The sequence below is a fragment of the Escherichia sp. MR genome (assembly GCF_005280595.1).
In the GTDB taxonomy this organism is placed as follows: domain Bacteria; phylum Pseudomonadota; class Gammaproteobacteria; order Enterobacterales; family Enterobacteriaceae; genus Escherichia; species Escherichia ruysiae.
Genome location: NZ_SZVK01000098.1, coordinates 1 through 5,751, shown reverse-complemented (window position 1 = coordinate 5,751; position 5,751 = coordinate 1). Strand labels below are relative to the sequence as shown.

Annotated in this window: 5 protein-coding genes and 1 pseudogene; 1 reads left to right on the top strand and 5 read right to left on the bottom strand. The window is 51.8% G+C overall.

The annotated features are described in order from the left end of the window. A partial coding sequence (locus FC814_RS23785; RefSeq protein ID WP_071528444.1) for an IS1 family transposase occupies positions 1 to 60 on the top strand: 60 nt, incomplete at its 5' end. Between the two features lie 15 nt (positions 61 to 75). Here FC814_RS23785 and FC814_RS23360 read toward each other — a convergent pair. The 5 genes and pseudogenes from FC814_RS23360 to FC814_RS21955 form a co-directional block, all read right to left on the bottom strand. Continuing rightward, positions 76 to 171 (bottom strand): annotated as a pseudogene (locus FC814_RS23360) (hypothetical protein); the annotation flags it as partial. 188 nt (positions 172 to 359) lie between these two features. Then, positions 360 to 2,204 (bottom strand): selenocysteine-specific translation elongation factor, encoded by a 1,845-nt coding sequence (selB, locus tag FC814_RS21970; protein ID WP_137326467.1) that lies wholly within the window; start codon positions 2,202 to 2,204, stop codon positions 360 to 362. Continuing rightward, entirely contained in the window at positions 2,201 to 3,592 is a 1,392-nt protein-coding gene (selA, locus tag FC814_RS21965; RefSeq protein WP_000206252.1) for an L-seryl-tRNA(Sec) selenium transferase, read from the bottom strand. Before selA ends, selB begins: the two co-directional genes overlap by 4 nt. Before the next feature lie 97 nt (positions 3,593 to 3,689). Continuing rightward, complete coding sequence (locus tag FC814_RS21960; RefSeq protein ID WP_000766696.1) at positions 3,690 to 4,298, bottom strand: glutathione S-transferase; 609 nt, start codon at positions 4,296 to 4,298, stop codon at positions 3,690 to 3,692. A gap of 146 nt (positions 4,299 to 4,444) precedes the next feature. Beyond that, complete coding sequence (locus FC814_RS21955; RefSeq protein ID WP_301546388.1) at positions 4,445 to 5,659, bottom strand: autotransporter outer membrane beta-barrel domain-containing protein; 1,215 nt, start codon at positions 5,657 to 5,659, stop codon at positions 4,445 to 4,447. Between the last annotated feature and the right edge of the window lie 92 nt (positions 5,660 to 5,751).

Genomic DNA, 5,751 nt, shown 5'->3' with positions numbered 1-5,751 from the left:
TCGGTGGAGCTGCATGACAAAGTCATCGGGCATTATCTGAACATAAAACACTATCAATAAGTTGGAGTCATTACCGGTAAACCCATAGTCTGCCATCATATTCATTGCATCATTCAATGAATCAGCGCCGATGACATTCACTGAAGGAATAAAAAAGGTTGAAGCTGCCATAAAACACTCCTGGAAGAGTAAAAAGGGCTGGCAGATTACAAAGTATTTTCATTCGGAAATATGATCGACATTACCGTTTATCAAAATATTTTTAATAAAAAGCACGTTACATTCATCAAATAACGTGCTTCCTTAATATTAATAAGAATTTTGTATTAATTCATATTTATTATGAATTAATCATTTCCTTATTTTTCGGGAAATAATAATGCATCGCGCAATAAATGATCATTTCCACGACGCCGCGTAAAGCCAATGCGGTCAAAATATTCCAGAATCTGAATTGCCAGCTTTCGGCCTACACCTAAGCGATCGCGGAAATCCGCCGCGCAGGTTGAGCCACATTCCTGATCGAGATCGCGGATCATATTGGCAAATTCAACAATCCGATCATTACGGTAATAACGATCTTTGACGATCGCCGTAATTATCCCCTGCTGCGCCGCCTGGCGTAGTGTCAGCCGCATTGCCTGCTCGTCGGTTCCCGTCTCTTTTGCCAGGTCACGCACCCACCACGGCTCGTCACCAAACAGCGGCTCTGCTTTTTGCCAGATGGCCTGCTGCTCTTCGCTGAAGCCCGCTTTGTGATCCGGCAGATGCAGCCAGCCGTGGTGGCTGTGGATATCGCCGCTTTCGCGCATCTTTTCAATCAACAACAGTACCAGAGCTTCATCTTCCATCGGCAACGCCATACGCCGCAGGCGCTCGCGCCCCGGACCGGGTTCATCGCGATGCTGCTCATGATAAGCCGCTAATGTGTCGAGGATTTTCCGCTGCCAGCGGGCGGCAACCGGCGCATTCAACAAGCTATAACCAGCCTGAATATAGCCAGGCTGTTGCAGCAGTTCGCGCATCCCTTCGCCGTTGAGCTGTCTCGCCCAGGCGAAATCGGCAAGATTCACCGCTCCGCGTTCCAGATGAACCGTCAGTGCGTCGGCATCGCTTTGTGTGCGTGCAAGAGACGCCAGCCATTGCAGATATTCCGGCTTACGCTTACCGCGACGTGGCGGGTTGAGCATCACCACGCGCGCCCCCGCCAGCGTGTTGCGAGCCGAGATATCGCGCAGCACTATGCGATCGTTATCCGCCAGCCACAAAGGCGTGTCGAACACCAGCTCGGCAAGGTTATCTTCCAGCAGCGAAACGCGCCCCGTAACGTGGCTGGCGGCGTGGTGAATATGCAGCGGCTGCCACTGGGTCAACGGTACATGAGTTTGTAGCTCGACAATCACCCGCGTGAACGGCTCCGGCGGCGCATCGGCAAGCAGCCAGTCGCCACGGTTAATCTGTTCTTTCTCCGCATCACCGGCGATGTTAAGCGCAATACGTTGCCCGGCATGGGCGGTTTCTGTTGGTTGATTTTGCGCATGGAGAGCACGCACGCGCATCGGCTTATTTACACCGGTCAGCCATAGTGAATCACCCACCTTCACTTCCCCGCTTAACGCCGTACCGGTGACCACCAGCCCGGCACCTTTTACGGTAAAAGCGCGGTCGATAGCGAGGCGGAAACTATGTTGGCTGGCGTGTTCACGTTCAGGCAACTGAAGCAGATGTTCGCGCAGGGCATCAATTCCCCGACCTTCGGTTGCTGCGGTGACAAACAGTTTTGCCTCAGCAAAACCATATTCCCGCAGCACCTGCTTTACCTGACGTTCAACCTCATCAACACGCGCTTCGTCCACGCGATCGGCTTTAGTCAGCGCCACTGTCAGCATCGGGTTACCGGTAAGCTGCAAAATCGCCAGATGCTCACGGGTCTGCGCCATCACACCGTCATCGCAAGCCACCACCAGCAGCGCGTGATCGATACCCCCGACGCCCGCCAACATATTGGAAAGAAACTTTTCATGACCGGGAACGTCGATAAAACCAGGCACGCGCCCATCTGGCTGCGGCCAGTAGGCATAGCCGAGATCGATGGTCATACCGCGCTTTTTTTCTTCCGGCAGACGGTCGGCATTTACGCCAGTAATCGCCTGCAATAAGGTTGTTTTGCCGTGGTCAACGTGTCCGGCAGTCGCAATAATCATTTCAACAACATCTCCATAAACCGTTGCTCATCTTCAAGGCAGCGTAAATCCAGCCACAATCGTCCGTCATAAATACGACCAATCACCGGCACCGGCAATTCACGCCAGCGGGCGGCTAATGCCTCAAGGTGGCTGCCACGTCCGTCATGGGGTGTAAACGTTAATGCCGCGCTCGGCAGGCGATCAACCGGCAGCGAACCACTGCCAATCTGCGAAAGACACGGCATAACCTGTACCGCAAACTCCGCGCCGTAATGTGCGGCAAGGGGAGCCTGTAAACGTTGCGCCTGGATTTGAATAACCTCTGCACTGCGAGTAAGCAGACGCAGGGTCGGTAATTTTTCGCTCAGTGCTTCGGGGTGCAGATAGAGACGCAGCGTCGCTTCCAGCGCCGCGAGGGTCATTTTATCCGCGCGTAATGCACGTTTCAGCGGATGGCTTTGCAGGCGGGAAATCATCTCTTTCTTACCAACGATGATCCCTGCCTGCGGCCCGCCTAACAACTTGTCGCCGGAGAAGCTCACCAGGCTGACGCCCGCCGCAATCAACTCCTGCGGCATCGGCTCTTTCGGCAAACCGTACTGGCTAAGATCGACCAGCGAACCACTGCCTAAATCAGTCACTACGGGAACATCCAGCTCTTTGCCGAGCGCCACCAGTTCCGCTTCATCTATCGCTTTGGTGAACCCCTGAATGCTGTAGTTACTGGTATGTACTTTCATCAACAGTGCGGTATTTTCATTCACCGCCTGACGATAATCACTGACGTGCGTGCGGTTGGTCGTCCCCACTTCGTGCAGGGTACAGCCAGCCTGACGCATGACGTCAGGGATACGAAACGCGCCGCCGATCTCCACCAGTTCGCCACGAGACACCACCACCTCTTTCCCGCTGGCAGTGGCTGCCAGCATCAGCAGCACCGCCGCCGCATTGTTATTGACGATACAGGCATCTTCCGCACCGGTAATGCGGCACAGTAGCTGCGCCAGCGCGCGATCGCGATGCCCGCGTCCGGCGTCGTCCAGATCGTACTCCAGCGTCACCGGCGAACGCATAGCCTGCGCAACGGCTTCCACCGCTGCTTCCGCCTGTAAAGCTCGCCCAAGGTTGGTATGCAGTACGGTTCCTGTCAGGTTGATCACCGGACGCAGCGCGCTCTGCGCTTCTTTCGTCAACCGGGCATCGACTTCTTGCGCCCAGTTCTCACACCACGCGGGCAGCGTCTGGCTGTCACGAATCACTTCTCGCGCTTCGTCAAGCATCTGACGCAGCAATTCCACCACGCGGGTGTGACCATAAGTATCACGCAAAGAAAGGAAGGAGCTATCGCGCAATAAGCGATCAATAGCCGGAAGTTGACTATAGAGGGAACGCGTTTCGGTTGTCATAGGAAACCTGGCTGATCAAGGCCCTCTCACACGGAGAAGGGCGTTTAACATAACCACGGATTGTAACGTGAGATGGGTCAGGAGGACATATCGCGCATCAAGCCTTTGGTGGTTCGGTGCGGGCAAAACTTTCGCGGCTAAACAAGTTTTCGACCAGTTTGACTAAGTGTGGGCGGTCAACACACCAGCCCGGCGCAACGCGGCGGAAATTGAGATATCCGACGGCACAGGCAATGGCGATCGTCGCCAGATTGACCGTATCGGTTTTGAGCGTGCCATCGACCAGATATCCTTCCAGCACATCCAGGCTACGGTTGATTTTCTCCCGCTGGCGTAACAATTCATCTTCAGACTGCTGCGCCGCCGGACGCGCCTGTTCGCGCACCGACACCAGCCCGGCATCCATAATGCCATCTGCCAGCGCCTCAATTTTACGCACTCGCAACGACTCCAGCGGATCGCGCGGCAACATCGCCGGAGCGACATTCATTAATTCAATATATTCGGCAATGATCGGCGAATCAAACCAACATTCGCCCTCTTCGGTCACCAGCACCGGCACTTTCCCTAACGGGTTAAATTGCGCCACGCCGTTGTCCGCGTTATAGGGCAGTTCATTAATAAATTCGAAAGTTATTCCCTTTTCTAACAACAGAATAGAAAGTTTGCGTACAAACGGGCTGGTGTAGCTACCGATAAGTTTCATGCCATGTCCTTTGTATTAACAAAATATGAGTATGACCCAGGGTTAAAAAAAAGGCAGATGTTATTGATATGAGTGTGATGACAAACACAAGATGACCCGATACGTACGCATATCGGGTCTTGTAGATGAAACGATCTTTTTAAATATCAGAATGAATAGCGGATATTCGCATTGATAGCATTATCGACGTTGTACTTACCAAATGCTGATTTCTCAACGGTCAGGCCGATACGGGTATTGTCTTTAATGCGTGTATCAATCCCAATATTGGCTAACATACGACCATCTTTACCGTTGTACATCGTGGACTCACCAGCAAAATCACGGTAAGTGGTGGTGCCAGAATTCCGCAGGTCAAATTGATAACTTAAACCTGCCTTCGCTGTAACCTGCCAGTCGTGCCCATCCAGCGTTTTTCCAAACTCCACTCCAGTACGACCAATCAAGGGTTTTGCCGTTTTACGTTGCATGCTGATATCCATTCCGTTGTATTGCCAGTCAAAGGTATTACCTGACAACGTGCCGTAGACAAGCTCAACCTGCGGTTCAATAAACACATCAGGTTTCCACTGATAGCGCCAACCGGTTTCAGCCCCTAAATACCAGGAGTGGGCAGTATCGTCTGCCTTACCAAGTCCCAATGTTTGCATTGTGTAATCGTCACGATGATGGACATATTTTCCGACCACATCAATATACAATCCTGAATCAAACAGGGTGGATGCGTATAAACCGCCGCCTACAGAGCGGGTTTTCCCCTGGTAACTTTCGCCACTGGCTTTGCTGTCAGTAACAGTCATCATGATACCTGTAAAAAGATCACCTCCATCAAAGTGATGTTTTTTGTCGGCACCAATTTGCAGATGCATATGGCGATCAGAGAATCCCCCCTCGCCTGAACCAGAAGTGGTCATAAACCGTGCCCAGGCACCGGCTTCTCCTTGTGTATCGCGTAGATCACCCATACGTCGGTTAAGGTTATTCACCTCAGATAAGAAGTTCCTGTAACGGATATCCATAAAACGTTGACTTTCATTGAGTGCAGCATTATTACGCTGAACATCGAATCCTTTCAGACGCCACTGTGTGGCACCATCAGTATTTACCACCTCAACATCAGGAGTCATTGAGTGAAAACCCATCTGTTGAGGCACAGTTTTAAACGCCTGAGTATTGTTGGTTCCATTTTCTGCCGTGATCAACGGAATATCACCGACAGACATTTCGTTAAGCGGTCTGGTCGGTTTTACATACAGAATATTGTTCTCTGCGATTAACTTATCGAGAACCGTAATATTGCTGCTGGTTTTACCATCGGTGGTCATCACAAGCTGGCTGTTAGATAGTGCCAGATTTTGCATTTGAGAAGACGAGTTAAGCGGTGATGCTGCCAACTTACTGATTTAGTGTATGATGGTGTTTTTGAGGTGCTCCAGTGGCTTCTGTTTCTATC

Coding starts and splice junctions, on each gene's coding strand:
- selB (WP_137326467.1), bottom strand. CDS start 2,204: ATGATTATTGCGACTGCCGGACACGTTGACCACGGCAAAACAACCTTA.
- selA (WP_000206252.1), bottom strand. CDS start 3,592: ATGACAACCGAAACGCGTTCCCTCTATAGTCAACTTCCGGCTATTGAT.
- FC814_RS21960 (WP_000766696.1), bottom strand. CDS start 4,298: ATGAAACTTATCGGTAGCTACACCAGCCCGTTTGTACGCAAACTTTCT.
- FC814_RS21955 (WP_301546388.1), bottom strand. CDS start 5,659: ATGCAAAATCTGGCACTATCTAACAGCCAGCTTGTGATGACCACCGAT.